Annotated in this window: 27 protein-coding genes and 1 tRNA gene; 12 read left to right on the top strand and 16 right to left on the bottom strand. The window is 50.4% G+C overall.

Annotated features, from left to right (window positions below; translation table 11 throughout):
- The first annotated feature begins 3 nt into the window (after positions 1-3).
- From fliQ to MUG06_RS02965, 4 genes are all read left to right on the top strand, one after another.
- Positions 4-273: a flagellar biosynthesis protein FliQ gene (gene fliQ / locus MUG06_RS02980; protein ID WP_215846533.1), complete on the top strand. Its 270-nt coding sequence runs from the start codon at positions 4-6 to the stop codon at positions 271-273.
- The gene (gene fliR, locus MUG06_RS02975) at positions 273-1,058 is read left to right on the top strand and encodes a flagellar biosynthetic protein FliR (protein ID WP_243077679.1); all 786 of its coding nucleotides are present in this window, start codon (positions 273-275) and stop codon (positions 1,056-1,058) included. Before fliQ ends, fliR begins: the two co-directional genes overlap by 1 nt.
- A gap of 632 nt (positions 1,059-1,690) precedes the next feature.
- Positions 1,691-2,326, top strand: coding sequence for a transcriptional regulator RcsA (gene rcsA / locus MUG06_RS02970; protein WP_215846532.1), 636 nt, complete (start codon positions 1,691-1,693; stop codon positions 2,324-2,326).
- A gap of 152 nt (positions 2,327-2,478) precedes the next feature.
- The gene (locus tag MUG06_RS02965) at positions 2,479-4,185 is read left to right on the top strand and encodes a methyl-accepting chemotaxis protein (protein ID WP_215846531.1); all 1,707 of its coding nucleotides are present in this window, start codon (positions 2,479-2,481) and stop codon (positions 4,183-4,185) included.
- Between the two features lie 77 nt (positions 4,186-4,262).
- On the opposite strand, the gene dsrB is transcribed toward MUG06_RS02965, so the two are convergent.
- Both dsrB and MUG06_RS02955 read right to left on the bottom strand, forming a co-directional pair.
- Complete coding sequence (gene dsrB, locus MUG06_RS02960) at positions 4,263-4,457, bottom strand: protein DsrB (protein WP_215846530.1); 195 nt, start codon at positions 4,455-4,457, stop codon at positions 4,263-4,265.
- Between the two features lie 63 nt (positions 4,458-4,520).
- A complete protein-coding gene (locus MUG06_RS02955; RefSeq protein WP_215846529.1) occupies positions 4,521-4,679 on the bottom strand; it encodes a YqaE/Pmp3 family membrane protein in 159 nt (52 codons plus the stop codon).
- Positions 4,680-4,997: 318 nt separating this feature from the next.
- Between MUG06_RS02955 and MUG06_RS02950 the strand changes: the two genes are divergently transcribed.
- The 3 genes from MUG06_RS02950 (at position 4,998) to MUG06_RS02940 (ending at position 7,771) form a co-directional block, all read left to right on the top strand.
- Entirely contained in the window at positions 4,998-5,234 is a 237-nt protein-coding gene (locus MUG06_RS02950; RefSeq protein ID WP_215846528.1) for a DUF2525 domain-containing protein, read from the top strand.
- A 491-nt stretch (positions 5,235-5,725) separates the two neighbouring features.
- Positions 5,726-6,508 (top strand): mannosyl-3-phosphoglycerate phosphatase-related protein, encoded by a 783-nt coding sequence (locus tag MUG06_RS02945; RefSeq protein ID WP_243077678.1) that lies wholly within the window; start codon positions 5,726-5,728, stop codon positions 6,506-6,508.
- Between the two features lie 42 nt (positions 6,509-6,550).
- Positions 6,551-7,771, top strand: a complete 1,221-nt coding sequence (locus MUG06_RS02940; RefSeq protein WP_215846526.1) for a glycosyl transferase — start codon at positions 6,551-6,553, stop codon at positions 7,769-7,771.
- 85 nt (positions 7,772-7,856) lie between these two features.
- Here the strand turns inward: MUG06_RS02940 and MUG06_RS02935 are convergent, their stop codons facing one another.
- From MUG06_RS02935 to vsr, 5 genes are all read right to left on the bottom strand, one after another.
- Positions 7,857-8,036 carry a DUF2158 domain-containing protein gene (locus MUG06_RS02935; RefSeq protein WP_215846525.1) on the bottom strand — a complete coding sequence of 60 codons (180 nt, stop codon included), beginning with the start codon at positions 8,034-8,036 and terminating at the stop codon, positions 7,857-7,859.
- A 179-nt stretch (positions 8,037-8,215) separates the two neighbouring features.
- Positions 8,216-8,347 carry a hypothetical protein gene (locus MUG06_RS22780; protein ID WP_256449269.1) on the bottom strand — a complete coding sequence of 44 codons (132 nt, stop codon included), beginning with the start codon at positions 8,345-8,347 and terminating at the stop codon, positions 8,216-8,218.
- A gap of 33 nt (positions 8,348-8,380) precedes the next feature.
- A complete protein-coding gene (locus MUG06_RS02930; RefSeq protein ID WP_243077677.1) occupies positions 8,381-9,292 on the bottom strand; it encodes a DUF808 domain-containing protein in 912 nt (303 codons plus the stop codon).
- Between the two features lie 21 nt (positions 9,293-9,313).
- Positions 9,314-9,589 (bottom strand): hypothetical protein, encoded by a 276-nt coding sequence (locus MUG06_RS02925; RefSeq protein WP_215846524.1) that lies wholly within the window; start codon positions 9,587-9,589, stop codon positions 9,314-9,316.
- Positions 9,590-9,656: 67 nt separating this feature from the next.
- Positions 9,657-10,133, bottom strand: a complete 477-nt coding sequence (vsr, locus tag MUG06_RS02920; RefSeq protein WP_243077676.1) for a DNA mismatch endonuclease Vsr — start codon at positions 10,131-10,133, stop codon at positions 9,657-9,659.
- 385 nt (positions 10,134-10,518) lie between these two features.
- Here vsr and MUG06_RS02915 point away from each other — a divergent pair, with 385 nt between their 5' ends.
- Together MUG06_RS02915 and dcm are read left to right on the top strand one after the other, a co-directional pair.
- Positions 10,519-12,396, top strand: coding sequence for a hypothetical protein (locus MUG06_RS02915; RefSeq protein ID WP_243077675.1), 1,878 nt, complete (start codon positions 10,519-10,521; stop codon positions 12,394-12,396).
- An 82-nt stretch (positions 12,397-12,478) separates the two neighbouring features.
- Positions 12,479-13,858: a DNA (cytosine-5-)-methyltransferase gene (dcm, locus tag MUG06_RS02910; RefSeq protein WP_279233908.1), complete on the top strand. Its 1,380-nt coding sequence runs from the start codon at positions 12,479-12,481 to the stop codon at positions 13,856-13,858.
- 89 nt (positions 13,859-13,947) lie between these two features.
- Here the strand turns inward: dcm and MUG06_RS02905 are convergent, their stop codons facing one another.
- Both MUG06_RS02905 and MUG06_RS02900 read right to left on the bottom strand, forming a co-directional pair.
- Positions 13,948-14,199 carry a hypothetical protein gene (locus MUG06_RS02905; RefSeq protein ID WP_243077674.1) on the bottom strand — a complete coding sequence of 84 codons (252 nt, stop codon included), beginning with the start codon at positions 14,197-14,199 and terminating at the stop codon, positions 13,948-13,950.
- A gap of 78 nt (positions 14,200-14,277) precedes the next feature.
- Positions 14,278-14,976: a phosphohydrolase gene (locus MUG06_RS02900; protein WP_215846520.1), complete on the bottom strand. Its 699-nt coding sequence runs from the start codon at positions 14,974-14,976 to the stop codon at positions 14,278-14,280.
- Positions 14,977-15,582: 606 nt separating this feature from the next.
- On the opposite strand from MUG06_RS02900, the gene MUG06_RS02895 reads away from it, so the two are divergent.
- From MUG06_RS02895 to MUG06_RS02885, 3 genes are all read left to right on the top strand, one after another.
- The gene (locus tag MUG06_RS02895; RefSeq protein WP_215846519.1) at positions 15,583-16,260 is read left to right on the top strand and encodes a hypothetical protein; all 678 of its coding nucleotides are present in this window, start codon (positions 15,583-15,585) and stop codon (positions 16,258-16,260) included.
- Between the two features lie 170 nt (positions 16,261-16,430).
- A complete protein-coding gene (gene mtfA, locus MUG06_RS02890; RefSeq protein ID WP_243077673.1) occupies positions 16,431-17,207 on the top strand; it encodes a DgsA anti-repressor MtfA in 777 nt (258 codons plus the stop codon).
- A gap of 103 nt (positions 17,208-17,310) precedes the next feature.
- Positions 17,311-17,386: transfer RNA gene (locus MUG06_RS02885), tRNA-Asn, on the top strand.
- A 293-nt stretch (positions 17,387-17,679) separates the two neighbouring features.
- Here the strand turns inward: MUG06_RS02885 and MUG06_RS02880 are convergent.
- From MUG06_RS02880 to MUG06_RS02850, 7 genes are all read right to left on the bottom strand, one after another.
- Positions 17,680-17,841, bottom strand: a complete 162-nt coding sequence (locus MUG06_RS02880) for a hypothetical protein (protein WP_215846517.1) — start codon at positions 17,839-17,841, stop codon at positions 17,680-17,682.
- A gap of 106 nt (positions 17,842-17,947) precedes the next feature.
- On the bottom strand, positions 17,948-18,832 hold the full coding sequence (locus tag MUG06_RS02875; RefSeq protein WP_243077672.1) for an ABC transporter permease: 885 nt from the start codon (positions 18,830-18,832) through the stop codon (positions 17,948-17,950).
- 9 nt (positions 18,833-18,841) lie between these two features.
- Positions 18,842-19,792 carry an ABC transporter permease gene (locus tag MUG06_RS02870; protein ID WP_215846514.1) on the bottom strand — a complete coding sequence of 317 codons (951 nt, stop codon included), beginning with the start codon at positions 19,790-19,792 and terminating at the stop codon, positions 18,842-18,844.
- A gap of 98 nt (positions 19,793-19,890) precedes the next feature.
- Positions 19,891-21,564 carry a peptide ABC transporter substrate-binding protein gene (locus MUG06_RS02865; RefSeq protein ID WP_243077671.1) on the bottom strand — a complete coding sequence of 558 codons (1,674 nt, stop codon included), beginning with the start codon at positions 21,562-21,564 and terminating at the stop codon, positions 19,891-19,893.
- 51 nt (positions 21,565-21,615) lie between these two features.
- The gene (locus MUG06_RS02860) at positions 21,616-22,947 is read right to left on the bottom strand and encodes an FAD-binding oxidoreductase (RefSeq protein ID WP_243077670.1); all 1,332 of its coding nucleotides are present in this window, start codon (positions 22,945-22,947) and stop codon (positions 21,616-21,618) included.
- A gap of 134 nt (positions 22,948-23,081) precedes the next feature.
- A complete protein-coding gene (locus tag MUG06_RS02855) occupies positions 23,082-23,555 on the bottom strand; it encodes a MarR family transcriptional regulator (protein WP_243077669.1) in 474 nt (157 codons plus the stop codon).
- 138 nt (positions 23,556-23,693) lie between these two features.
- Positions 23,694-25,328, bottom strand: a complete 1,635-nt coding sequence (locus MUG06_RS02850; protein WP_243077668.1) for an ABC transporter ATP-binding protein — start codon at positions 25,326-25,328, stop codon at positions 23,694-23,696.
- Between the last annotated feature and the right edge of the window lie 57 nt (positions 25,329-25,385).

The following is a 25,385-nucleotide window of genomic DNA, read 5'->3' as shown; positions in this document are numbered from 1 at the left end:
GACATGACACCCGAATCGGTAATGGTGATGGGGCAAGAAGCGATGCGCGTTGCGCTGATGCTGGCTGCACCGCTGCTGCTGGCTGCGCTGGTCAGCGGTTTATTTATCAGCCTGCTGCAAGCCGCAACCCAGATTAACGAACAGACACTGTCGTTTATTCCAAAAATTCTTGCGGTCGCTGCTACTGGCATTATTGCGGGCCCGTGGATGCTGAACCTGGTGCTGGATTACATTCGTACCGTCTTTACCAATCTGCCTTACATCATCGGCTGATGATTACTCTCGACAGTAGCCAACTTGTTCACTGGGTGAGTCAGTTTTACTGGCCGCTGGTGCGTTTGCTGGCGCTGTTTGCAACCGCCCCCCTTCTCAGTGAACGTTCCATTAGTAATCGGGTCAAAATTGGTCTGGCCGTGATGATCACCTGGTTATTGATGCCCATGCTGCCGCCCGTTGAGGTCACGCTGTTTTCTCCTGCCGGATTCTGGATTCTGATCCAACAAATTCTGATTGGTGCCGCGCTGGGTTTCACCATGCAGTTTGCTTTTGCAGCAGTACGAACGGCGGGTGAAGTGATTGGTTTGCAGATGGGATTGTCGTTCGCGACCTTTTTTGATCCGGGCAGTCGCCTGAACATGCCGGTGCTTGCGCGTTTTCTCGACATGCTGGCGATGTTATTGTTCCTGACCTTCAATGGTCACCTGTGGCTAATCTCGTTATTGGCGGACAGTTTTCATACACTGCCCATCAGCGGAACCACGATAAATGCCAACGCCTTTATGGCATTGGTAAAATCGGCGGGCTTAATTTTCCTTAATGGCATGATGTTAGCGTTACCCTTAATCGTTTTGCTCCTCATGCTAAACTTGGTACTAGGTTTGTTAAACCGCGTTTCACCACAGTTATCAATCTTCGCAATTGGCTTCCCGATTACCTTAACAGTGGGTATTCTCACTATTAGCCTGTTAATGCCACTACTTGCCCCGTTCTGCGAGCATTTATTCAGTGAAGTATTTGATTTACTCGCACTGTTTCTAACCGAACTATCCCGTCCCTAAACATTAAGTATCTAACTACTGTCCTCCTGCGATACTTAAGTAATTTGATACCATCAGTGCATTTTCTGAACCAATTTTCTCAGAAATCAACTAAGGAAATTCTGATAAATGTGCCGTCAGTCTGAAAATAATTCTTATTAAACCCTGCTTCGCGTATTTTAGTTAGGCGGTTCACAGAAAGCATAACTCTGTGGAATTGTTGATAAATCCGGCAATACGTTGAAATTGCACAAAAAAAATCTTTCGATAATTTTTCTTGTCAGGAAATGTTTTTTCCGGCATTGTCAACACGCGCTGATACGTCACACTTTCGTGAAGTAAATGTTTTTAAGATTTGTCCTATCAGATAACTCCGGATTTTCGGCGATAGTGACAACGCTCCCAAAACAGGTTTTACCCGTACTTCGGTACTCCCCAGCAATTCCCACTATTGCTGGAGAGATGGGTGACGTCACAGCAGCACGTAAAAAAATATTTTGCAGAACGGGTCAGGGAAGAAGACTTTTACAGGCGTTTGCCTGTTGCCACACTGCATGAGCAGAATAAAAAAGTGTCTTAGAAATCTCTCTCGTACCGCAACGCGTAATTCATCGTTGATTTAAACGGATAACAAATTGGTGAGGGTCGCTAACATGCCAACGATTATTATGGATTCCTGCAACTACACACGCCTGGGATTATCAGATTATATGTCCTCTAAAGGTGTTAAGAGGAAAAATATTACTTCAGCCTCTGACATTGAACAATTACAGCAACGTTGTGAACAATTACAACCTGGCGTCGTTTTTATTAATGAAGATTGCTTCATTCATGAACCTGATTCCAGCGAACGCATTCGCAGTATTATTATGCAGCACCCTGAAACACTGTTTTTTATATTTATGGCCATCAGTAATATCCATTTTGAGGAATACCTCTACGTTCGTAAGAACCTGATTATTACGTCAAAATCGATAAAGACATCCACATTGGATTCCTTACTGAGTACTTATTTGCAGAAGAAACTCAATCAATCTCCGCGTATTTCCTCTGGGTTGGATATTCATCCATTAACGCTGAGCCAGACTGAGTCGAATATGTTGAAAATGTGGATGTCAGGCCATGACACCATTCAAATTTCCGACAAGATGCAAATTAAAGCTAAAACAGTTTCATCACACAAAGGTAATATTAAGCGCAAAATCAAAACCCACAACAAACAAGTAATTTATCATGTGGTGCGATTGACCGATAATGTCACCTCGGGTATTTATGTCAATGTGAGATAATAACCCTACTGAAAGAACCGACCTTTTAAGGTCGGTTTTTTTTTGCCCCTTCTTTGCTTTAAAGTGGGAGCCAGATCTCACTTAATCTCCTAATCCTTTTCTCTGAATTGCCGATGTTAGCTTCATAACAACAATCTCAAGAGAGCAAGGATATGAACACAGCACAGGTTATTGATGGGCAATACAAGCCGAGCATCTGGCAAAATCTTCGACTCGTTCCCCTGTTTAGTATGATTTTCGGCGGCATTCTGCTGCTGTTCGCACTCTGTATTGGACTCGCCAGCTACTTTCTTATTCAAAGCAATCAGTCACTTCAAAATGCCACTGAAGAAATCCAGGTGCGCATGGGTATTTCTAATAGTTCAAACCATCTGCGTACCGCTCGTCTAACCATTATTCAGGCTGGTGCCGCCGCACGTATCGGTGAAATGGATGTGTTTCGCGCTAACGTTGCCGCTACTGAGAAACGCATCCAGCAGGCGAAAGATGGCTTCAAAGTTTACATAAACCGCAAAGTAAAATCGGCAGCCGATATGGACCTGGATGCCGCGTTAACCACGCGCTTCAATGAGTACGTTGATAAAGGCCTGGTGCCGATGATCAATGCCGGTAAGCAAGGCAGCTTTGAAGGCATTATCGCGCAGGAAACTGACGTCACACAAAAGCTGGATGCCGCCTATAACGACGTCCTGTTGAAGGCGATCAAAATTCGTACCGACCGCGCGCAGTCGATTAACGTGGAAGCGGAGCACCAATCGCGTATTGGCTTTATTGCCATGGCCGTTGCGTTTGCTGCCGCGCTGATATTAGTGCTGCTGACCTTTGTATTTTTGCGTCGTGTGATCATTAATCCGCTGCGCCAGTCAGTTTCACGCATTGAACGCATCGCCCAAGGTGATTTAACCGCCCCTTCCCTGCCGCATGGCCGCAGTGAGATTGGATCGCTGATCCATAATTTGCAGCTTATGCAGCAATCCCTGGTGAAGACCGTTGGCACTGTTCGTGAAGGCGCAGTAGCCATTTACCAAGGCTCCAGCGAAATTTCAGCCGGTAACACCGATCTCTCTTCTCGTACCGAGCAGCAGGCTGCAGCACTGGAACAAACCGCTGCCAGCATGGAGCAGTTGACCGCCACGGTGAAACAGAATGCCGAGAACGCGCATCACGCCAGCCAGTTGGCCGCGGATGCGTCCGGTAAAGCACGCAGCGGCGGTAATTTGGTCAGTGGCGTCGTGAAGACCATGACTAACATTTCAGGCAGCTCGAAGAAGATTGCTGAGATTACCAATGTCATTAACAGCATTGCGTTCCAGACCAATATCCTGGCGCTGAATGCTGCGGTAGAAGCGGCACGCGCCGGTGAGCAAGGCCGTGGTTTTGCCGTGGTTGCCAGCGAAGTACGTAATCTGGCTCAGCGCAGTGCACAAGCAGCGAAAGAGATTGAAACCCTGATTGCCGAATCAGTGACATTGATTAATGACGGCTCTCATCAGGTCGGTGAAGCCGGTTCCACGATGAGTGAAATTGTCGAAGCGGTGCGCCGCGTGACAGACATTATGGCGGAGATCGCTGCGGCATCGGATGAACAGAGCCGAGGTATTCAGCAGGTGAGTCTTGCTGTAACTGAAATGGATAACGTGACGCAGCAAAATGCTTCACTGGTGGAAGAGGCTTCTGCCGCTGCCTCCTCGCTGGAGGATCAGGCGGGTAAATTGACGCAGGCGGTTTCCGCTTTCCGTTTGCATGACTCGCCAGCGCAGACGCTCGCGACACGCGCGCCCTCACCCGCACAAAAATCACCTGTGCTCGCATCCCGCCCGGCATTAGCCTCGGGGAATGACAACTGGGAAACCTTCTGATTACTGTTGTCGTTAGCAGATTGAAGCCATAAAAAAGGTGCGCCATGGCGCACCTTTTCTCTTTGCAAACGCGGTTATCAGGCCGATTCATAAGGTTCAACGAAGATTCCGTCAGCCTGTTCAGTTTCATTAAAAAACCATATCCCCAGCGGATAATCTTCTAATGCCACCAGGAACATGGTGCCTTCGTTAAACGGCTCCACGGCCAAAATGGTTCCAACCCTGCGCGGGCCGCCATCCGTTTTTACCGTGACACGGTCATTCACCTTCATTCTCATTTCTCCTGATTATTTCCTGAGTCACAGTTTAAACGAACAATGGCTTCCATGTAGCGTTTAGCGGCGAGCAATCACCCAGACGGCGTGAATGATACCGGGTATGTAGCCACACAGCGTTAACAGGATGTTTAGCCAAAATGCTCCGCCAAAACCGACCTGCATAAAGACGCCCAGCGGGGGTAACAAAATAGCAATAATGATGCGGATAATATCCATGGTCGCTCCTTGAGGTGTTGATTAAAAACAGCTTTGTCGTTAAATATAGCCGTTTCTCCTGCTTTTAAGCAAAAAAGCAGGTAAAGATGAGTAAGATTAGGAAATTTCACTTCCTTAACGTTTCACGACAAGATTTCTAACGCGAAAACCTTTTACACTTCTTAGCACTGCACCAACCCCAATAGGCGCAGTCAACCTAAAAGTAACAAGGATTTTTGCCCGCGCAGCGCGGGCTTTTTTTTGCCTGTCATTCCGCATTCCGCGCTTTCCCCGCCGCCGTCTATACTCAAATATCATCTCGCCTTCAGGAGGCAGATTATGGCAACGGCAAAAGAGTCTAGCGATGACGCACAGCGGGCTTTGAATGTGGACGTGGATGCGCTATTAGAAGCAATCCAGGTGAAAACATCGGGCGATGTTCGCGATTATATGGATTTTGATCCATCCCATCGTGGAATAAAGCTGGATAGCAGACATTTTGAGGCTTACACCGAAATCGCTGAAGCGTTTGAACTTGATATTCACGACTGCACCAGCAGTGAAATGAATCGTTGAAATCGTTTCCAAAAAAATACCCGGCGGGATGGCCGGGTAAAAAATTCAATTCGTTACACCAGGGAATTCTTAACACCTCTGCAGACTACGCCTCTCCTGACTTAAGACAAGTCTTAACCCTGCACAAACCTGCCACACAAACCGCTATTTTGATGTCACTGTTACCGAAAACACCTTGTGTACCAAGCGCTAGAGCGCGCAAGAAACGTGCAACATACCCGTAAACGCCGTTACGTTTTAAGATTATTCCTAGTTATTCATAAGGTGAGTGTTCGGCGAAAGTGCAACTAAGATTCAACTATAATATTGAAAAATCGTTGCTTTATACCCTGAATAATTTGCGTTGCAGCGAGGCGGCAAACGAATGACACAGTAGGCGAAATCGGTTTGACCTGCATTTCGCTGACGCACAGACGTGTCGAGTAATGTAGATAACGCACCTGCAGCGTGAAGAATGACGGGGCGTTGAATGTGATGAAAGGAGCCTTACGATGCCTACGCTTCAACAACCATTGATGATTGTGACCGATCTAGACGGTTCCCTGCTCGACCATCACAGCTATAGCTGGGATCCCGCTGAGGAATGGCTTGAGCAGTTGCAACAACACCAAATTCCTTTGGTGATCTGCTCCAGTAAAACCGCAGCGGAAATTCTGCCGTTGCAAAAGAAACTCGGTATTACGGGCGCACCGTTCATTGCTGAAAACGGTGCGCTGATCCAACTCGATCCTTCAGAACGGATCCGCCTGCCCGCTGACAGCGCAGACTATGAAACGCTGTGCCACCGTTTATCGCTGCTACAAAGTCGTTATCGCTTCACTGGATTTCATAATTTTACCGATCGGGAAGTCTCGGCGATGACAGGACTCAGCGAGGCTGACGCCGCACTATCGCGCCAGCGCGACGCGTCAGAGGTGCTGGTCTGGCGTGACAGCGAAGAAGCTTTTGCTTCCTTTCACAGCGAACTCACGCAACACAATCTGACATTAACGCAGGGCGGTCGCTTTTGGCACGTGATGCCGGCGGGCAGCGGGAAAGGTGAAGCGCTACGCTGGTTACTTAGCCAGCAGTCAGGTGAACCTCGGGTCACTATTGGGTTGGGTGATGGCCCAAACGATGCACCCATGCTGGATGCCGTCGACTACGCGGTGGTGATCAAAGGCTACAGTAAAACGCCGGTGCGCCTGACACGACAAGATCTCAAACATATCTATCACACCGCGCACTATGGCCCCGAAGGCTGGTGCGAAGGTCTGGACTATTTTCTTACTTAGCCTCAATTTGCGGCAGCCGCTGCATACCATAAGGATAATGCGATGAGTGATTTTTATCAGAATGGCGTCGTCACTAACTTCCATAACCTCACCCACCGCAGCGTGGAGTCGCTTGAAAAAGAGATGGTACGCTTTGCCCGTAAGCGCAAAATGGGCTTAATTCTGCCGTCACTGTTTTCTGAGCTGGAAGGCCCGGCACTGAGCAATATTGTTGATGAACTAGCCCAGGTACCTTATCTCAATGAGATCGTCATCGGTCTTGATCGCGCTGACCGCGAGCAGTTTTTACATGCCCGCGAATTCTTCTCGCGTTTGCCACAGCGCCATCGAATTTTATGGAACGATGGCCCGCGTTTGAAAGCGATAGATGCAGAATTAGACAAAGAGGGCTTGTCGCCCAGCCAGCCCGGCAAAGGCCGCAACGTCTGGTTTTGTACCGGCTATACGCTGGCTTCTGACCGCACCAGCTGTGTGGCGCTCCATGACTGCGATATCGTCACCTATGAACGCGGCATGCTGGCGCGCCTGCTTTATCCGCTGGCGAACCCGTCGTTCCAGTATGAGTTTTGCAAAGGTTTCTATGCGCGCGTGGCAGATGGCAAACTAAATGGTCGTGTTGGGCGTTTACTGGTTGGCCCACTGCTGCGTTCGCTGCAAAAAGTGTACGGCCATTCTGACTATCTCGATTACCTTTCCAGTTTTCGTTACCCATTATCGGGTGAGTTTGCCATGCGTACACACGTGCTGAACGGCATAAAAATTCCGGGTGACTGGGGTCTGGAAATTGGCGTGCTGTCGGAAATATTTCGTAATTACACCACGCGACAAACGTGTCAGGTCGAAATAGCCGACAACTACGATCACAAACACCAGCCGCTGGCGGAAGAAGATGGCACGGGCGGACTGAAACGTATGAGCAGCGATATCGTACAGTCGCTGCTACGTAAACTCGCCACCATGGGCGTGCCGCTTACCAGTGATTCTTTCCGCGTGCTGAAAGCCACCTATTACCGTAACGCACTCGATATGATGGAAATCTACAATCACGAAGCGACGATGAATGGTCTGAAGTTTGAACAGCATGTAGAAGAAGCGGCCGTTGAGATGTTTACACAGTCGATTCTTGAAGCGGGACAGGCCTTCATAGAACGCCCTAATGACAAGCCGTTTATTCCAAGCTGGAGTCGTGTGCAGTCTGCATTCCCTGACATCCTACAGCGTATTTATCAGGCCGTGGAAGAGGATAACGAAGGTAACGTGTGATGGGGCTAGAGGGTGAAGTCTAAAACGGGATGAGAGTGTTAAGGCTAAGACACCCGCCGCAGGGAAGCGGCGGATAAAAAACGCATCAACTTGCCAACTGTTGTGACGGTGTTGAATGACTCAGCTCATCAGAACGGAAAGCTTCTCTTCTCACCGCGTAGCCGTCATACCAACGACACTCGACCATACCGCTGGCATAACCGGTGACAACCATCGTTTGCCCGCCTTCCTTATGCTGAACTTCTTCACTGATTGCAAAAACCATGTTGCGCCCTCCGTTTGACTTTTTAATGAACAGTTTTCTTTATAGCAGGCGAAAAGGGTTCTTGCCTGTTAAGGCACACATAAAAATGGCGAATTCAGAATTAAGCAGATGGATATGTTGAAAATAAAAAAAGCGGATAACATTTGTTATCCGCTTTTAAAGAAACTCTTTAACAAGAATTAGATTTTGCAGCCTTCGCAATCTGCTTCATCGCCGAGATCGTCAGGCACTTCGTTGGCCTTCTTCTCTGCTTTCGCTTCAGCCTGCTCAAGCTGTGCATCAATATCAAATTCAAACATGTCATCGCTCATTTTTTTGCTCCCGTTACGCAATTTCAGCGCGCTTTATACCGATTTCCCACGCATTTTTGCAATCAGATTTACGCCTAACAGCACGATCGACCCAATGATAAAACCGAGTACCAGATTGGCACCGTTGCTTAATAAGCTTGAAATCAGGCCGCCAAATCCAGCAGTGGCTTCTTCAATAAAATGATGCAGCGGCGTGATGCCATGCACCACAATGCCGCCGCCCACTAAAAACATGGCGATAGTGCCAACGACCGATAAAATCTTCATTAACCAGGGCGCGGTCGCCAGCAAAAAGCTGCCAATTCCCTGCGCCATGCGCGAAGGCTTTTCTCGCAGCCAGAAACCTAAATCATCGATTTTCACGATAGCCGCGACGATGCCATACACCCCAACAGTAACGAGAATGGCGATGCCGGCCAGGATGATGACCTGATTCATTAATGGTGCTTCGGAGACAATGCCCAACGTGATAGCGACAATTTCCGCAGACAAAATAAAATCCGTGCGTATCGCCCCTTTTATTTTCTTTTTTTCGAACGCTTGCGGATCCTGCTTGGTCAGTTTGTCCAAACGCTCCTGTCGCGCTTCCGGTGACTTTTGCTGTTTATCATGTTGCAAACTGTGCATAACCTTTTCTACGCCTTCGTAGCAAAGGTAGGCACCGCCAATCATCAAAAGTGGCGTAATCAGCCAAGGGGCAAACGCTGAGATCACCAGTGCCAGCGGCACTAAAATCAACTTATTAAGAAATGATCCTTTAGCAACGCCCCACACAACCGGCAACTCACGATTGGCTTTAACTCCCGTCACTTGCTGAGCGTTAAGCGATAAATCATCACCTAAAACGCCTGCCGTTTTTTTGGCCGCCACTTTTCCCATGACGGAAATATCATCCAGAAGTGTTGCAATATCATCTAATAAAGTCAGTAAACTCGTTCCTGCCAAAATGCGATCCTTATGCCGGTTCTATTCCGGTTCGTTATGCTGACAACATGGGCAGCGCTCAATTTCGGCAACTGACATCTCGGCGATGCCCTCACAATCCCATTCCACACGCACCGCTTCTCCCGCTTTCGTCTGTGCATGCAGATACTTACTTACTGGACTCTCAGTTAACCCTGTCACTTCCTCCGTGGCGATAAGCGTATCGCCCACATAAATTCGCGCTGTCGCTTTGGTGTTTACCATGCGCTCATCACGGATCTGATAAAGGCGTTTAACGGTCAGTTTAATGCTGCTCATTACAGGATCCTTCACGGAGAAAGCGGAGATCTAACCAATTATGTTGCTGATTGGCAAGGCTGCAAGTTCAGGGGGCGCGGTAATGGTGAATTCCCTGATGATCAATCTCAGCGTTCTCCTTCATCACCAGCAGCCACTCTTCCAGCCTTTCCTGCAAATCTTCATCGCTGAGACGCAGCTTTCCGCGCAGTGCACATTCCCAGATAATCAGAACCTTCCAGCCATTTTCCTGCAGTTGCTTAACATAGCGCTGGTCACGCTCTACGTTGCTGTTGATCTTACCGATCCAGAATTCGGTGCGGGTGGCCGGAATTTTAAACAGATAGCAATGATGACGATGCCAAAAACAGCCATGGACGAAGATGATCGCCTGCTGCTCCAGCAGAACGAAATCGGGACGTCCCGGTAAGTTTTTGTCCTGTACGCGGTAAGTAAACCCCCGATCTTTGAGTAAGAGCGCAATGCGCTGCTCAATCGCGGTGTCCTGCTGGCGGATAGCCCGCATGTTTTTGCTGCGTATCTCGCTAGAGTGAACGTCGGCCATGGCGTCTCCTTTTTGACTGGTCTTTCAACTTTAGCCTGAGCCACGAAAATCGACAGTGTTAGCGTCAATCCGGCGACGCTATTAATAAGCCACTGACAAGGGTTCTCAACCTGACAATGCTGCCATGCTGCACAATCTCCTGTCTGTAAATCCTTTTTTGGCCCTATTTTCGGTCCAACGATGCATAAAAGAGTGCTGCGAATAATCTGTAAAGCGTAAATCTTCCGCTTCGCTTATCGCCACAATTCAATCCGTTACCGCTGATTAAAAATAAGACTACATATTTTACTCCGGTTAACGGCGGCACGCGCATAAATATTATTTTTCAAGGACTTATACTAAAAAAGACTTTAACTCTTCTTGACCATTTATTAAGGAAAGCACCATGACGAATAAATCAGATGACGTCACCGTTAGCGCTGATAACAGTAACTCGCTCACCGTTTTAGATAAAAACGGTAAAAGCATTGATTTCGGCAAAATTATAGTGGAGTTGGCGAGCCTAAATAGCAGCAATGGGGCGGGCATTACGCAATTAAAAAACATCGCTGAGTTACGCAGCACCGAGCCGACTCAGCCGGGAGAACTTGCCTCAGTATTGGAATACAACACCGACACAAACAGGGGCGGTGGCCTTTTTGTTTACGATGCTGCAGATAAAACCACTGCAGAAGATTTTGGCCTGAACATTGTCACGCCGGAAAAAGCGCGCTGGAAGCGAGTCGTTCTGGATTATAACAACGTGACGGTTATCGATTTTGGTGCCGTCCCAGACGGTAAAGTCGATTGTCTTGAAGCGGTAACGCGTATGTTTGACTGGTCGCAGAAAAATAATCCTGCAACCGGCATTCGTTTTACCGCTGGCGTATTTTTGCTGTCGAAGTTTGATATTTCCTCAAAAGAGATTGCCCGATTTAAAATCTCTGGCGCACCGGTTAACTTTGGCTTTTTTGCCTCAACAACGCTGCTTTCCGATCAGAAAAATAACGAAGTGATGTTCTCAGTAAAAGCGCGCTATGTGGAGATATCAGGCTTCGTTGTTAAAGGCCAAAGCAAGGGTGACGGCAGTACGGTTGCCAATACCAAAGGCTTCTTTAAAAATATTATTCCCGGTGGCCAGTTTTTACGTTTGAGCTGCGTAGAATTCCGCTACCTCGGCGGACGTGCACTGGATATTATCGATACCCTTGACTGCAAATTCGATCAATTTTATGGCCGCTATTGTCAAAATTCCATTGTCTATGCACGCTGGTCAGGTCAAGCGCAAGGCGTATGGGATCATTCAACGGCGATTGAACTGGCCAACTTTAATATCCAGCACAACACCTTGTTCCCTGCTTTAGATATTCCGCGCTGTACGCAATCCATTATTCGTAACGGCTGGATCGAACACACAGAATTTCCCGGCGATCTCTCGAACGGTCAGTGGATCATTGAGACCTTCAATCTGGAGGATTGTGCCAACCCGTTAAAACTCGCTTACGCCCGTATTATCATGACGCAGAAAAATCTACAAAGCGGAAGTAAAGTCGATTTCACACCGGAGGGCGAGCGCTGGCTGTCGGAATATGAAGAGGGCAACGTGGAAATGGCGAACTGGGGGATGATCCTGAATGGTTCGCTAAATTATGACTACGTTACCTCTCAACATCGCATGGATAACCGCACTAATAAGGACGTCTGGTTTTATTTGGGCGAGGTCGCTTTTCCCACCGAATCTAATCAGCTCAATATTAAAATTGTGGGCTCCGGTGGATACAGTACCGTCGGGGAAACACAAAATGATTATTCGCAGAGAACCGCGCAGGGCGCAGCATATATTGCGATTCAGGCCACCAGCGGTGGACCTTACGCCACCTGGCACGGCGAAGGCTCTTCCCCGGTTATTCAGGTACACATTGAAGGTGGAAGCTCAGCCTGCAAAATCTATGTGAAGATCGGCCAATATACCGGCCAAAGCATCGCGTTATTAGAAACCAACGGCGTGGATCGTTATCAAGCCGGCGTGCATTTTCTGTTCCGCAAAAGCTTCACGAAATGTGAGCCGGAAAAAAGTGCTGAGTTGGATGCCACGCCAGTGATCTGCTTTGAGCAACACTGGACCGGCAATAAAAGCGTCGGCTTTGGCTATAACAATAACAAAGAGCTGATTATTCACGGCACCAGTGGCAAAGTGGCTGAGTTTGATGAAGCGACCAGCTGCCTTAAAGTACGCATCAACGGGCAGATTTTTGGTATCGAAATGAGAAAGTTAAAAGCCTGATCTCACTGGCGGGCACGTCCCGCCAATTTCTTCGGCGCGTAAGGAGTGTTAGCATAGGCGCTTCACTGTTAAGGATAAACGCATGCACGCCGCCGCGACCGCTGAACCACGTCTCTCCCCCGCTTCGCCATCTGATGAAATGACCCTGTTAACCCACGTGCTGGCGATCTATTCGGTACGCGATATTGTCATGCGCCTGCATGATGCGGGTTATCAGGACTGGACACCTCAACTGCTTAATCGCATTCGTCAGGGCAAAACGGCGCTGCCAACGCTTTCTGCGCAGGAAGTATTATTACTGCAAAATCTGTTGCCCACGCGTCCGGCACATTATGATGCGCCAGAGTTCCGTTTCGTCGATTTGTTTGCCGGCATTGGCGGCATTCGTCGTGGATTTGAGGCGATTGGCGGCAAATGTGTTTTCACCAGCGAATGGAATAAAGAAGCGGTTCGTACTTACAAAGCCAATCATTACAGCGATCCGCAAGAGCACACCTTTAACAGCGATATTCGTCAGGTTACGCAACCTGCCGATGTGTCAGGTGATGAGGCGATTTATCAGCATATCGACGCGACAATCCCCGATCATCAGGTTCTACTCGCGGGTTTTCCTTGTCAGCCTTTTTCACTGGCAGGCGTCAGCAAAAAAAATGCGTTGGGTCGCGCGCATGGCTTTGAGTGTCAGGTTCAGGGCACGCTTTTTTTCGATGTAGCGCGCATTCTGGCTGCTAAAAAACCGCCGTTTTTCGTACTGGAAAACGTCAAAAACCTGAAAAGTCACGATAAAGGCCGCACTTTCGCCATCATTATGGAGACGCTGGATGAGCTGGGTTACGACGTAGCCGATGCAGACGCCAATGCGCCTGATGCCAAAATCATTGATGCGCGTCACTTCCTGCCACAGCATCGTGAACGTATCGTTCTGGTGGGTATTCGTCGTGATATTGCCGGCAGCCGCGCCTTTACGTTGCGTGATATTCGTCAGCATTTTCCAGCTGAAGTACCCAGCCTGCAAAGCCTGCTGGAGAGCGAACCAGAAGAGAAATATACCCTTTCTCCACATCTCTGGCGTTATCTCTATAACTACGCAAAAAAGCATAAAGCCAAAGGCAACGGTTTTGGTTTTGGCCTCAACGACCCCCGTAATATTCACTGCTGCGTGCGAACGCTGTCGGCGCGCTATTACAAGGATGGATCTGAAATTCTTATCGATCGCGGCTGGGATAGCGTGGTCGGGGAAGCGGATTTTCAAAATGTTGCGAACATGGCGCGTCGTCCGCGTCGTTTGTCGCCACGTGAATGCGCACGCCTGATGGGTTTTGACGTACCTGGCAGCGAACCCTTCCGTATTCCCGTCTCTGATACCCAGGCTTATAAGCAGTTTGGCAATTCGGTAGTGGTTCCGGTTTTTGCCGCCGTCGCCCAGTTGCTGTTACCGCATATCCGCGGTCTAAAACGCTAAACGCGTCTCTCCCTTTTCGCGGATGAGTGCGCAGCTTGATGAAGGACAAAAAAAACCCGTCAATTGACGGGTTTTTCATTATGGTTTTTTCACTTCTTCTTCTTGGTCTGCTTTTTCAACAGTGTACGAAGTTGTTTGACCTCCGCTGATGTCAGCGGGCTGGGAACATCTTCAACAAGATCCTGATTATCCACCGCAGGATGTTGCTGAGTTTGCAGGCTGGTCTGAAGTCGCTGAACAATCTCTTGGCTCATTGAGATTTCGTTTTCAAGCGCCAGCTGTTTGAGGTGTTCTTTTAGCGCAGGATCGATTTTTATCGTTAAATTAACAGTTTCGGTCATCGTGGTACTCCTTATTGTTCTGGCTATCACGCTACCGGATGACCGTTTCGATTAACAGACTGTCACAAAAATTTAATATTAAGCGCGCAAAGGCGTGAAATCGCGTAATACGGACTCATCCATGCTGACTAAATTGCCCTGTAATTCCGCACACAGCTTTGCCATGTAGCGCACCAGGAAATCGGCGTTATGCTCCGCCATTGCCCTACCCGTCGCGGTGTGCATAGTCTCCGGCAGGCGCAGCAGTTTTTTCTGGAAGTGATCAAGCGTCCAGTGCACATCATTTAGCTCACGCTCTTTTCCCAGCGGATCCTCGCTGTCAAACAACGGACGGTTAAGGGCACCGGCGGTATAAAACACGCGCGCCAGCCCAATAGCCCCTAATGATTCCAGTCGGTCAGCATCCTGCACAATTTTTGCTTCAAGTGTCTCCGGCATAATGGCCGCGCTAAAGCTGTGCGCTTTTACCGCGTGTGCCACGGCATCGATCAACTCAGCAGGAAAATCGATAAATTCCTGCTGTAAAATCCGCTGCGTTTCGCTCGCTGCATAGGTGGAAGCCAGATGCCGCTCAGGATGGTTTTTAGCCAGATTCACCACATCATGGAAATAACAGGCGGTCAATACCACCAGCGGATTGGCTTCGCTGTCCGCCATGATCCGTTGCGCACTCATCCATACGCGGCGTAAATGCGCAATATCGTGAGCCTTATCGTCATGAACCCAATTGAGTTGAAACCAGCTTTCAAAGCGGGATTGCCAAAGAGTGAGTGACATAATCCATCTCCCTGTAGTGTTTTATGCGCGACCCCGGAAAAAAGAGGCGTCGCGAACGGCAGGCCATCATAACGACTGGCTAATGACACTTTTTTTACAGTGCTGTGGAAAAGAGCGGCGCTGCCGGAGATTTCAGGCAGGAAAGTGGGATCTCGATCATTTATATAGCATTTCTCGCCGTTAATAACCGCAAATCATCCTCTTTTAAGCATTTCCTTAAGTGATTGTAGTTAAATGAATCAGTTTAAGATCGGTAATGGTTTACAACATTAATGCTTTTTTCTGCCAAATTCAGGCTGGCGCTCGTCGCTGCGCGCTATCACGGAAACAGGCTATTCGGACAGGTTAACAAATCTGAAAAGGTTCCCATTTTTGCCGTTATAACGTACTGTATCTGGGCAATTAGCCGCCTAACACAAATTATTCTGGCGGGTTTGGTTCGAATTTTGCATTTTGCTCTTTTTTAAGACCAAAATACGCAGCAGCCGCCTGATAATAAGGCGACAAATTATTAAGCAAAATGATATATACGCTCTATGCTAGAGCGCATTCAGCGAAAAATGCTTACCGCAGTAACCGGGTTCTACTAATAAAAAGAGGTACTCAATGAAAGAACGGCCGATTCTTTTTTCCGAGCAGCGTGTTCGAGCCTTGTTGGTTGGTCAGCAGACGCAAACCCGGCGCATTATGAAAACGCAGGCGTTCGGTCCAGGACAAGATAACCATGAAGGTGTACACGCCTTTGATGTCAGTGCAAACCATTTGCATGGTTACAAAATGATGGCGATGACAGACATCAGCTATCAATGCCCTTATGGCAAACCGGGTGATATTTTATGGGTGCGAGAAACCTGGCGTGGGCCGATTGTGCCTGAAAGCGCCCTGGCGGAGTATGAGCGCGATCCTACGCCGTTCCGCCTGCCCGAATTTTGCCAGTATCGTGCCGACAGCAATGAATTAGGCCATCATTCGATGAACGACACTGAAGGCGAGCAGTTTGGCTGGCAAACCGCCATCCACATGCCGCGTTGGGCGAGCCGTATCAATCTGCAGATCACGGGCGTACGTGCCGAAAAGATCCAGGATATTAGTGAAGATGACATCATGGCGGAAGGGGTGCAGACCGATTCCCACTTCCTCAATAACTTCTTCACCATGAATATGAATTCAGAATCGCCCAAAGAAGCCTACCGTAAAGCGTGGCAAAAGCAGTATGGTGCTACCAGTTGGGAAGTGAATCCGTGGGTGTGGGTGGTGGAATTTCAACGCGTTGAAAGAGGCTAATTCATCGCGCTTTGCGGGTTGAATCACAGACATTTTGAGTCCGACCCGTTTGAATAGGTGCCTTGTCCCTGTCACCAAACAAACCTTGCCAGCATGATGTTTCGATGCTGGCATTTTTATGTCTGGCACGTCAGGATAGCGTGGTCATCTGATTCTGAGCGAGTGCTGTGATGTTTACCTGGCCCTGGAAAACGCATGTTGATTCGGCTCTGGCCGAGCTGCCGTGGCAGCAAGGTTTGGCGCAACCGATCTTTACTCTTCTTACCGATGACGAACAGCGAGCGTTGGTGCTGTTAGCGCAGCGGTTTCTCTCTCAGAAAAAACTGGTTCTGCTGGATGGCGTACAGCTCGACGCGTTACGCAGCGTGCGCATCGCCCTGCTGTTCTGTTTGCCCGTTTTGACGTTAGGCCTGGACTGGCTGGATGGTTTTCATGACGTGCTGATCTATCCCGAACCCTTTTCCGTGCATGACAACTGGCAGGATGAAGCGGGACTGGTACACAGTGCTCCTGCGGTGCATGCCGGACAAAGCTGGACGCAAGGTCCGGTGGTGTTGAACTTGCAGGATATTCAGGATTCGTTTGATCTCTCCGGCTACAACCTGGTGATTCACGAAGTCGCGCACAAACTGGATGCCCGTGGAAGCGGCTACACCAGCGGTATTCCGCTGATGCCGCTGCGCGAAGTCGCGCTGTGGGAAAGGGATTTACGTGCGGCAATGGAAGAGATCGAAAGCGAAGTTGAGCTGGTCGGCGAACAGGCGGCAAGTATCGATCCTTACGCCGCCAGCGATCCTGCTGAATGCTTTGCGGTGCTATCCGAATATTTCTTCACCGCACCCGATCTGTTAGCTGAACGTTTTCCAGCGATGTATCAGCACTTACGCCAGTTTTATCAACAAGATCCCTTAAGCCGCCTGACGGCAAACGCATCAGAATCTGCTTAAATCGCGATCGCTTTGTGCTAAAGCTAGCCAGTTGAATGATAATGTATTTTTTGCTGTTGACACCCTCAGACGTCGCCGTTAATATTCGCCTCGTTCCAACGATTCCTCTGTAGTTCAGTCGGTAGAACGGCGGACTGTTAATCCGTATGTCACTGGTTCGAGTCCAGTCAGAGGAGCCAAATTCGAGAAAACAGACATCCCCGGATGTCTGTTTTTTTTTGTGCCTAAAACAGCCTGATGAAAAGGTGCTGCCACAAAGCAGCCCTCTTAGCGCAGCCGCTGCACACCTCTCCTGCTCTACCTGATGCAACGTCTTAAACGTCCGTCCAGCCACGCAATACATCGTGATAAAGGTTGAGCAGCGGTGTTGAAAGAGTACGTGGCAACGCAGCAGCAAAATGGACAAAAAAAAGGCCCGCGGGTCTAAGCGGGCCTTTACATGGTTAAGTAAGAGGTTAAGCAGCAACAGCGGCTATTTTTCATGATAGCGGTGAATGGAGGGATAATACTCCAGCCCATAAAGTTGGCTGATGGGGAACAGAAGCTCACTATCCAGGGTCGATTCACTGGCGTCTGCGTTGGTTGAGCGATCGGCTGCCAGCCAGGCCTCAAACCATGCTTTTAGGTGTTTCATTTTGTCGTCTCCTCAAGGGTTGATGGTTTGAGTTAACCGGTTTTCAACGCAGATCAGAACCACCAATTTCTGCGCTGCTTTACCAAAAATCAACTAAGCCGCGCCACTAAGATTTATCACTGCGGCTGTCGAGCGCATCGCGTAATCCGTCGCCAATGAAGTTGAAGCAGGTCACTGCAAGCGTGATGGCAATGCCAGGAACCAAAGCGAGCCACGGTGCACGCAATAAATATTGCTGTGCCCCGTTGAGCATATTGCCCCAGCTTGGCAACGGCGGTTGAATGCCATAACCGAGAAAACTGATGTACGCCTCCAGCAGAATGGCGCGTGCCACCGTCAATGTGGCAGCGACAATAATCGGCCCCACGACATTGGGTAACAGCTCGCGAAACATAATCCATCGCCCAGATAAGCCAAGCATTCTGGCTGCTAGAATATATTCCCTTTCACGCAGCGAGCGGACTTCTGCCTCAACAATACGCGCCACCTCCATCCAGCTGGTTACGGCGATAATCACGGTGATCATCGCCGGGCTGGGTTTGATAAACGCAGCCAGCGCCAGCAGCAAAAAGACACTTGGGAAAGCGAGAAAAGCATCTACGATGCGCATTAACAGCGCACCCATCCGCCCGCCGTAATAGCCCGCCACAATGCCGACAACGGTGCCCAGCATAATACTGAGTACCATGGCGAAAAAACCAACCAGCAGTGAAATACGTCCCGCCATTAATAAGCGAGCCAACACGTCACGGCCTAACGGATCGGTACCCAACCAGTGATAACCGGTCATCGGTGGCGCAAAGCGCGCGCGCAGATCAATAAACAGATCGTCAAACGGCAGCAGCAGCGGGCCGAAGGCGCAGGCCAGCGCCATGAGAATGATGATGATCAGGCTGGCACAAGCCAGGCGATGCTGTATAAAACGCTGCAGCGTCCGGTTGTGCCGCCAGCGCACTCTGATCACCGGCGGTGCTAATACTGAAGAAGCCATATATTCACCTCAGGTTGGACGAATGCGCGGATCGACCAGCGCAGTTATTACGTCAGCCAGTAAATTGCCCACTAACACCAACAAGGCTGAACACATCAGCAGCCCCATCACCACCGGATAATCGCTGTACCCCAAACTGTCCAGGAACAGCCGTCCCATGCCAGGCCAGGTGAATACCGTTTCTGCCACTAACGCGCCGCCCAGCACCGTAGGAAGCTGCATGCCCGCCAGCGTGATCATCGGTAAAAGTGCGTTACCGACCACATGCTTCATCAGCACCCGACGCGGCGGCACACCTTTGGCGCGAGCTGTTTTGACGAAGTCCTGATGAATCACTTCCAGCGTGGCGGTACGCATGTAGCGGCTCCAGATCGCCACATCCACGAAGGTCAGCACCAAAACCGGCAGGATCAAGTGACGCAACACATCCAGCACCGACCCATCGCCCACCGTGTACATATTGCCAGCGGGCAACCATTGCAGCTTTAGCGAGAAGAAATAGATCGCCACCAGACCGAACCAGAAAGTGGGAATTGACAGCGCGATCATTGAGGAGAGTGTGGAAACCTGATCGAACAGACTGTTGCGCTGGGTTGCGCTCTTGATTCCCGCCCAGGCCCCGATGGTAATCGACAGCACCATTGAACTCACCATTAACAACAGCGTGGCAGGCAGATGCGAGAAGATAATGCGCAACACCGGTTCACCGTCGCGGTAAGAACGCCCCCAGTCGCCGCGCACCAGATGGCTTAACCAGTCAAAATATTGCACCGGCAAAGGACGATTGAGTCCCATCTGTTCAGCAATACGCTGCATCGCTTCCTGCGTCATACCCGGCGTTAAGGCAAATTGCGAGAGTGGGCCACCCGGTGCCAGATTCAGTGCCGTAAAGCCAATGATCGAAACCAAAAACAGCAGAATGAGGCTCTGCCCCACGCGTCTCAACAGAAAAGCTGCCATACGCATTCTCCTCAGAGCGATGTACCACTGGTTTGCGCCGCCCTTAAGCCTCTTAAGCGGAAAAAGAGGCTTAAGGTGAAGCAAAACGCGCTAACCCATTAGGCTTTCCAGCCCCAGCTGTTCACGTTCCAACTGTCGATACGCACGTTGATATTTGGCGTAATGTTCTCTGCGCCCTGCTTGTAGCCGCGCACGTTAGCGAAGGTAAACAGCGTTAACACCGGCATATCCTTACGCACCAGCGCCTGGATTTTCAGGTAGGTTGCCTTACGTTTTTCTGGCGAAAACTCTGCTGCACCCTGAACCAGCAAGGTATCCACTTCTGGATTTTTATACTGGAACACGTTCTGCCCTGCACCGCCCTGCACGGGAATGGACGTTGAATGCATGTAATTAGCGGTATCAGGATCGGAACCGGTGAGATAGTTCAGTCCGACAATCGCACTGTCATATTTTGACAGCATCCAGAAATCGCCCCACATCACTGCCGGTGGCAGGTTAGCAATTTTCATCTCCACGCCAATTTCCTGAAAACTTTGCTGGATAAATTGCTGCATCTGTTCGCGCAGATGATTGCCCGCGGTGGTGGAATTACTGAACGACAGCCGTACGCCATTCTTTTCGCGAACACCTCCCGCGCCCGGTTTCCAGCCCGCATCATCGAGCAGCTTTTTGGCTTTATCGAGATTGTATTCATGCTTCGGCAGGTCGGGATTGAAATAAAATGACTGCATCGGCATGTAGGTTTCGGTCGGCTTCGGCAAACCATAATAGAGCGCGTCGATAATCGTCTGTTTGTCGATGGCGTAATACAGCGCCTCGCGCACGGCAAGCTCCTGAAACTGCGGCTTGCCAAGGTTGAAAGCAAAGTTCTCAATGGTGGCGCTTTGAAACACATCCACCACTTTATTGGGCAGCTTCTTCGCTTCGTCATAGTGATCGGCGGTGATCCACTGCAAGCCCACCACATCGATATCACCGGAGGCGAACTGGGTATACATCACATTGAGATCGGGGATGTATTTATAGATCAGCCGTTCCAACATCGGGCCATCGAGGAAATAGCTTTTGTTTGCTACCAGCTCAATGTGATCGCCCGGCACGCGCTGCTGCCACTTAAAAGGACCGGTACCAATGGGTGCCGTGTTAAAGGGGGCGGTGTTTTTATCGGCTACGCCGTCGAAAGCATGCTTAGGCACAATAAAAGTGGCGGCCAGAATAGAGGTATAAGGCGAGTACGGTTTCTCCATCCGCCAGGTAATTTCGGTTGGCGACACCACCTTAATGTCGCGCACCAGTTCATGCCCGGTACGCGTCCAACTGCGGAAGTTGGCATCTACCAGCAGCTCCAACGTGAATTTAACGTCCTCCGCGGTGAAAGGTTTACCGTCGTGCCATTTCACGTTATCCCGCAGTTTGAGATGGAAATTCAGGCCATCCGCGCTAATACCACCGTTTTCCAGCGTCGGCACTTCTGTCGCCAGTTTAGGAAACAAATTGCCTTTGTCATCTACACCAATCAGCTGATCGAACAGGCTAAAATGCAGGCCATCATCCACCTCAATATGCGGCATTAAAGGGTTAAACACTGTCGGCTCCTGCGAAAAGCCCACGACCATTTGCCCACCCTTACCTGCGCCGGGCATCGCCGCACGTGCCATGTTACCGCCAAACAGCGAAGGCATCGCCAGCGCCGCCGTACCCGATGCCAGATAAATCAATGCCTGCCGACGCGAAATAGGGGGCAGGTGATCCGCAAACTTATCGCTCATCTTTTTTCCTCAGGTCAGGGAACGCAACGTCGGGCAGTCTCGCCCGACAAGTCAAAAGCCGGTGATAATTTCAATTTTTGAGCCGTCACTAAAACGCGAAAAGCGGAATGCGCGAGGATCCACCACCGGTTGGCGACCCAACACCAGATCAGCCATCAGGCGTCCCGCCGCCGGGCCAATTCCAAAACCGTGGCCGGAAAAGCCGGTCGCCATATACAAACCGGGATAACGTTCAACCGGAGAAATCACCGGAATCGCGTCGGGCAGTACGTCAATGTAGCCCGCCCAACGCTGAGCGACTTTGAGATTAGCGAAGGCGGGAAGTTGCTGACGCAGCTGATCCAGTACCTTGTCGGTTAAGGTTCTCGACGGCGGTAGATCGAGTACCCGGCAATATTCAAACGGGCTGGGTTCATCCATCTCCCAGCGATCGGGAATGCGCAGTTCATCAAAGAAGCGTCCACCCAGGCGCAAACGCAGCGAACCCCATTCATGGCGTAGCGCAGGAATAAAATCACGGGCGAAGCGGAAGGTTTTCGGCACGATATCAACCTGACTTTCATGCCCGGACGCGATGGTGTAACCGCCATCCAGACGTTTGCGCACCGCAAAATCCCGCGCCCATACAGCCGTCTCGGGGCCGCCCGCGAGCGGTTCGGTCCGCACTACGCTGTTCAATACCTTTAACTGCGGTAAACGCAAATCGAGGCGACCTGCAAACAAGCTTGACCAGGCGCCACCTGCCAACACCACTTGCTGACAGGCGATGTACCCCCGCTCGGTAAATACGCCACAGACGCGTCCGGCGGCAGTATCAATGCCGCGCACTGCGCACTCCGTCAGAATCGATGCGCCCTGCTTGCGTGCGGCTTCAGCTATCGCCGGGGCCGCTTTTTGTGGTTCGGCGCGTCCATCATCTGGGGTATATAACGCCCCAACACCGGCTAAGCGTTGCCCCGGAAACAGACGTTCAAAGCCAGCACGATCAACCATTTCAGCTTTGAATTCTGAGCCTTCCAGATGACGCGTCCAGCGTTGATGCTGCTGAAAAGCCTCATCGTCGGCACAGTGAAAGACAATGCCCGCGCGCCGATAGCCCGTTTCTGCACCAACGCGCTGATTCAGGGTTTGCCAAATACGCAATGATGCTGCCATCAGCGGCACTTCACGCGGATCGCGACGGGAAAGCCGCACCCAGCCCCAGTTTCGGCTCGATTGCTCTTGCCCAATGCCCCCTTTTTCACACAGCGCCACGCTAATGCCCTGCTCAGCAATTTCCAGTGCGGTGGAGCAGCCAATAATGCCGCCGCCAATGACCACAACATCCACCTTTGTCGGGCATTCCACATCCCCATGAACGGGTACAACAAATGGACCTGGCATATAAATACTCGCGGTTGCCCTACGTTATTTCGCCCAATTTCTCAGGTGAACCCAAAATAAAGACAAAAGCTGGCGCTACCACGCAGAATTAAACCTTCCACGTAGCGAGAGATATTCAGTGGTAAAGCGGAAAGTCAGGGAGAATAACGCATGATTTTCTTCAGCAGTTTAATCGTTGACTTTTTTTCCTGTGCCGTTAAATGGCGGAAAAAGCGATCTTCCTGCTGCTGAGTTAATTGGCGAACACGTTGTGCTAATGCGGCGCCTCGTGGCGTGAGAAACAGCGCTTGGGAGCGCTGATCCTGTTCACCCGTTTGGCGTGTGAGCAGTTGCTGCTGCTCCATTTGGTCAATCAAACGCGCCATTGCGGAACGGTCGCGCTGTATGACTTCAGCAATCAGCGAAGGGCGAATGCCGGGATGATGATCGATAATCAGTAACGTGCTGATTTTTCCCGTACCGCGAGCAACCTCCAGCCCTGATAGCTGCTCATCGAGGTCACGCGAAACGGCAATATTCACGCTGCGCACCCAGTAACTCAGCATGGTGCCAAGCACCCCGAGATTAACGTCTTGCGGATGAACCGGAACTGCTGTTGCTGCCATCATGTCGACCTCCACGCTGGTTAAAAAAACCATCAAGAAGAAAGGGTTAGCGACGTTTTCATACAACTGCAACCTGTTTGCAGTATTGGCGACTTAGTGGACGATCACAACCTGTTTCGTCATAGCTTTTTCTGATTCCACTTAAGGTGCGATGGCCGAGGCTTCGCCTGGAATCGACGCCACCAGCTGTGCGGTATAAGCGTGTTTCGGTTGCTGGAAAACCGCCTGTGGCGTGCCCTGTTCGACAATCTCACCTTTGTACAGCACCGCAATTTCGTCACATACCTGGCTGGCAACGCGCAGATCATGGGTAATAAAAATCATCGCGACCTGGGTTTTTTCCTGCACTTCTTTTAGCAATGCCAGCACCTGCGCCTGAATTGAGACATCCAACGCGGAAACCGACTCATCTGCCACCAGCAACACCGGGTCAAACATCAGCGCACGGGCAATGCCGACACGCTGGCGTTGACCACCGGAAAACTCATGCGGGTAACGTTCCCAGGCGCTGGGTTCCAGCCCCACCAGGCTCAATAGCTGCTGCGCTTTGCGCTTAACTTCTGTCTGGCTCATGCCGCCCAACGCCAGCGGGCCAGCCGAGAGAATGGTGCCAATGGTGTGGCGGGGATTGAGTGAAGCAAACGGGTCCTGAAACACCATTTGGATCCAGCGACGCAGTGGACGAAAAGCGCTTTCGCTCATCGGTAAAATGTCACGTCCATCAAAGATCACTTCACCACTGTCGGCAGGCAACAGCTTGAGCAGCACGCGCCCCAGCGAAGATTTTCCCGAACCCGATTCGCCGACGATACCTAAGGTTTCGCCTTTTTTCAGGCTGAAACTCACCTTGTTCAGTGCGGTCACTTCCCGGCTACGGCTAAACCAGCCGCTGTCGCTACGATAAGTTTTGCACAGCGCTTTGACTTCAAGCACCTGCGGAGAAAGCGCATTACGTGTCCGCGCCTGCTGCTGTAAGCGCGGTACCGCTGCAATCAGTTTGCGCGAATAGGGATGCTGCGGATGGCGTAAAACGCGCTGTGCCGGGCCTGATTCCACCATCTTGCCCTTTTCCATCACAATCACCCGATCGGCAATCTCTTCGACCACGCCAAAATCGTGAGTGATAAACATCACGCTCATCGCTTTACGCTGCTGTAACTCGCGGATCAGCTTAAGGATTTGCGCTTGCGTGGTGACATCCAGCGCGGTAGTCGGTTCATCAGCAATCAACACATCCGGATCCAACGTCAATGCCATGGCGATCATCACACGTTGGCGTTGCCCACCCGACAAACGAAACGGATATTGATGCTGCATGCGTTCAGGATCGGGTAATCCCACTTCGTCTAACAGCAACAACATTTTCTGTCGTCGCGACGGCGCATCGCCCACATTATGTGACTCCATCACTTCTATAATTTGCGCCCCGATAGTCATCAGTGGATTCAAGGCGGACAGCGGATCCTGAAAGATAATGGCAATCGTGCGGCCCTGTAACTGACGCAGGGTTTCAGGCGATTGCGTCAGTAAATTCTGGCCGCGCAGTACAATTTCGCCCTTGGTGATCTGCAACGCGCGGGGTAGCAATCCCATCGCCGCATGGGCAGTGACTGATTTGCCAGAGCCGGATTCGCCGATAATGCACAGGATTTCACCGGCTGCGAGGTCGAAACTGAGGTTTTCCACCGCAAACTGCCGATCCATTCCCGCCGGAAGCGCCACAGAAAGCTGCCGTACGCTAAACAGCGGCGAGCCGTTATCGAAGCTTTTTTCCATATCGTTCTTTCTCCTGGCTAAATAACTGTTGAGTAAACAGGAAAGCGAGAATAAATA

The sequence above is a fragment of the Pantoea sp. MQR6 genome (assembly GCF_022761075.1).
Classification (GTDB): Bacteria; Pseudomonadota; Gammaproteobacteria; order Enterobacterales; family Enterobacteriaceae; genus Pantoea; species Pantoea phytostimulans.
Note: the sequence above shows the minus strand (reverse complement) of the source record. Positions and strands in the feature narration are given on the sequence as shown.

Excerpts from the sequence above, each read along its gene's own strand:
- mtfA (WP_243077673.1), top strand. The coding sequence starts at position 16,431 with ATGTTTACCTGGCCCTGGAAAACGCATGTTGATTCGGCTCTGGCCGAG.
- MUG06_RS02880 (WP_215846517.1), bottom strand. The coding sequence starts at position 17,841 with ATGAAACACCTAAAAGCATGGTTTGAGGCCTGGCTGGCAGCCGATCGC.
- MUG06_RS02965 (WP_215846531.1), top strand. The coding sequence starts at position 2,479 with ATGAACACAGCACAGGTTATTGATGGGCAATACAAGCCGAGCATCTGG.
- dcm (WP_279233908.1), top strand. The coding sequence starts at position 12,479 with ATGCACGCCGCCGCGACCGCTGAACCACGTCTCTCCCCCGCTTCGCCA.
- fliQ (WP_215846533.1), top strand. The coding sequence starts at position 4 with ATGACACCCGAATCGGTAATGGTGATGGGGCAAGAAGCGATGCGCGTT.
- MUG06_RS02870 (WP_215846514.1), bottom strand. The coding sequence starts at position 19,792 with ATGGCAGCTTTTCTGTTGAGACGCGTGGGGCAGAGCCTCATTCTGCTG.
- MUG06_RS02900 (WP_215846520.1), bottom strand. The coding sequence starts at position 14,976 with ATGTCACTCACTCTTTGGCAATCCCGCTTTGAAAGCTGGTTTCAACTC.
- MUG06_RS02850 (WP_243077668.1), bottom strand. The coding sequence starts at position 25,328 with ATGGAAAAAAGCTTCGATAACGGCTCGCCGCTGTTTAGCGTACGGCAG.
- MUG06_RS02895 (WP_215846519.1), top strand. The coding sequence starts at position 15,583 with ATGAAAGAACGGCCGATTCTTTTTTCCGAGCAGCGTGTTCGAGCCTTG.
- MUG06_RS02860 (WP_243077670.1), bottom strand. The coding sequence starts at position 22,947 with ATGCCAGGTCCATTTGTTGTACCCGTTCATGGGGATGTGGAATGCCCG.
- MUG06_RS02915 (WP_243077675.1), top strand. The coding sequence starts at position 10,519 with ATGACGAATAAATCAGATGACGTCACCGTTAGCGCTGATAACAGTAAC.
- MUG06_RS02925 (WP_215846524.1), bottom strand. The coding sequence starts at position 9,589 with ATGAGCAGCATTAAACTGACCGTTAAACGCCTTTATCAGATCCGTGAT.
- MUG06_RS02955 (WP_215846529.1), bottom strand. The coding sequence starts at position 4,679 with ATGGATATTATCCGCATCATTATTGCTATTTTGTTACCCCCGCTGGGC.
- MUG06_RS02855 (WP_243077669.1), bottom strand. The coding sequence starts at position 23,555 with ATGATGGCAGCAACAGCAGTTCCGGTTCATCCGCAAGACGTTAATCTC.
- dsrB (WP_215846530.1), bottom strand. The coding sequence starts at position 4,457 with ATGAAGGTGAATGACCGTGTCACGGTAAAAACGGATGGCGGCCCGCGC.
- MUG06_RS02935 (WP_215846525.1), bottom strand. The coding sequence starts at position 8,036 with ATGGTTTTTGCAATCAGTGAAGAAGTTCAGCATAAGGAAGGCGGGCAA.
- MUG06_RS02865 (WP_243077671.1), bottom strand. The coding sequence starts at position 21,564 with ATGAGCGATAAGTTTGCGGATCACCTGCCCCCTATTTCGCGTCGGCAG.
- MUG06_RS02940 (WP_215846526.1), top strand. The coding sequence starts at position 6,551 with ATGAGTGATTTTTATCAGAATGGCGTCGTCACTAACTTCCATAACCTC.
- MUG06_RS02905 (WP_243077674.1), bottom strand. The coding sequence starts at position 14,199 with ATGACCGAAACTGTTAATTTAACGATAAAAATCGATCCTGCGCTAAAA.
- vsr (WP_243077676.1), bottom strand. The coding sequence starts at position 10,133 with ATGGCCGACGTTCACTCTAGCGAGATACGCAGCAAAAACATGCGGGCT.
- MUG06_RS02945 (WP_243077678.1), top strand. The coding sequence starts at position 5,726 with ATGCCTACGCTTCAACAACCATTGATGATTGTGACCGATCTAGACGGT.
- rcsA (WP_215846532.1), top strand. The coding sequence starts at position 1,691 with ATGCCAACGATTATTATGGATTCCTGCAACTACACACGCCTGGGATTA.
- MUG06_RS02875 (WP_243077672.1), bottom strand. The coding sequence starts at position 18,832 with ATGGCTTCTTCAGTATTAGCACCGCCGGTGATCAGAGTGCGCTGGCGG.
- MUG06_RS02950 (WP_215846528.1), top strand. The coding sequence starts at position 4,998 with ATGGCAACGGCAAAAGAGTCTAGCGATGACGCACAGCGGGCTTTGAAT.
- MUG06_RS22780 (WP_256449269.1), bottom strand. The coding sequence starts at position 8,347 with ATGAGCGATGACATGTTTGAATTTGATATTGATGCACAGCTTGAGCAG.
- fliR (WP_243077679.1), top strand. The coding sequence starts at position 273 with ATGATTACTCTCGACAGTAGCCAACTTGTTCACTGGGTGAGTCAGTTT.